2 protein-coding genes are annotated in these 932 nt (G+C 67.0%); both read left to right on the top strand.

Annotated elements, in window-relative coordinates; all coding sequences use genetic code 11:
• The first annotated feature begins 25 nt into the window (after positions 1 to 25).
• On the top strand, positions 26 to 451 hold the full coding sequence (gene arsC, locus AQY21_RS04865; protein ID WP_058096656.1) for an arsenate reductase (glutaredoxin): 426 nt from the start codon (positions 26 to 28) through the stop codon (positions 449 to 451).
• A gap of 12 nt (positions 452 to 463) precedes the next feature.
• Positions 464 to 932 (top strand): arsenic resistance protein (locus tag AQY21_RS04860; protein ID WP_369807748.1); only part of this gene is annotated, 469 nt, incomplete at its 3' end.

Below are 932 nucleotides of genomic sequence, written 5' to 3'. Positions count from 1 at the left end.
CCACCTTGACCCGAGAGGCCCGATCATGGACGTCGTGATCTATCACAACCCGGATTGCGGCACCTCGCGCAACGTGCTGGCCATGATCCGCAATGCCGGGATCGAGCCGCATGTGGTGGAATACCTCAAGACGCCGCCCTCGCGCGCGATGTTGGTGAGGCTGATCGCCCGCATGGGCATCGCGCCGCGCGAGCTGCTGCGCCAGAAGGGCACGCCCTATGCCGAGCTTGGCCTGGACGACACGGCGCTGCCCGACGCCGCGCTGGTCGACGCGATGCTGGCGCATCCGGTGCTGATCAACCGGCCCATCGTGGTCAGCCCCAGGGGGGTGCGGCTCTGCCGGCCCTCGGAGCAGGTGTTGGACCTGCTGCCGCCGCAGCGCGCCGCCTTCAGCAAGGAGGACGGCGAGCAGGTCGTGGATGCCCAGGGCAACCACATCCGCTCGGCCTGAAAGGAACAGGTGATGACCCTCGACAGCCCGGCCCGCCGGCTTTCCTTTCTCGACCGCTACCTGACCGTGTGGATCTTCGCGGCCATGGCGATCGGCATCCTGCTGGGCACGCTGTTCACCGGCCTGCCGGATGCGCTGAACGCCATGGCGGTCGGCTCGACCAACATTCCCATCGCCATCGGGCTGATCCTGATGATGTATCCGCCGCTGGCCAAAGTCCGCTACGAGGACCTGCCCCGGGTCTTTGCCGACAGGCGGGTGCTGGTGCTGTCGCTGGTGCAGAACTGGCTGATCGGGCCGGTGCTGATGTTCGCGCTGGCGGTGATCTTCCTGCGCGACCAGCCGGAATACATGACCGGGCTGATCCTGATCGGCCTGGCGCGCTGCATCGCCATGGTGCTGGTCTGGAACCAGCTGGCGCGCGGCGACGGGCAATATGTCGCCGGGCTGGTGGCCTTCAACGCGATCTTCCAGATCCTGT

It is taken from the genome of Paracoccus sp. MKU1, assembly GCF_001447385.1.
Taxonomy (GTDB): domain Bacteria; phylum Pseudomonadota; class Alphaproteobacteria; order Rhodobacterales; family Rhodobacteraceae; genus Paracoccus.
Note: the sequence above shows the minus strand (reverse complement) of the source record. Positions and strands in the feature narration are given on the sequence as shown.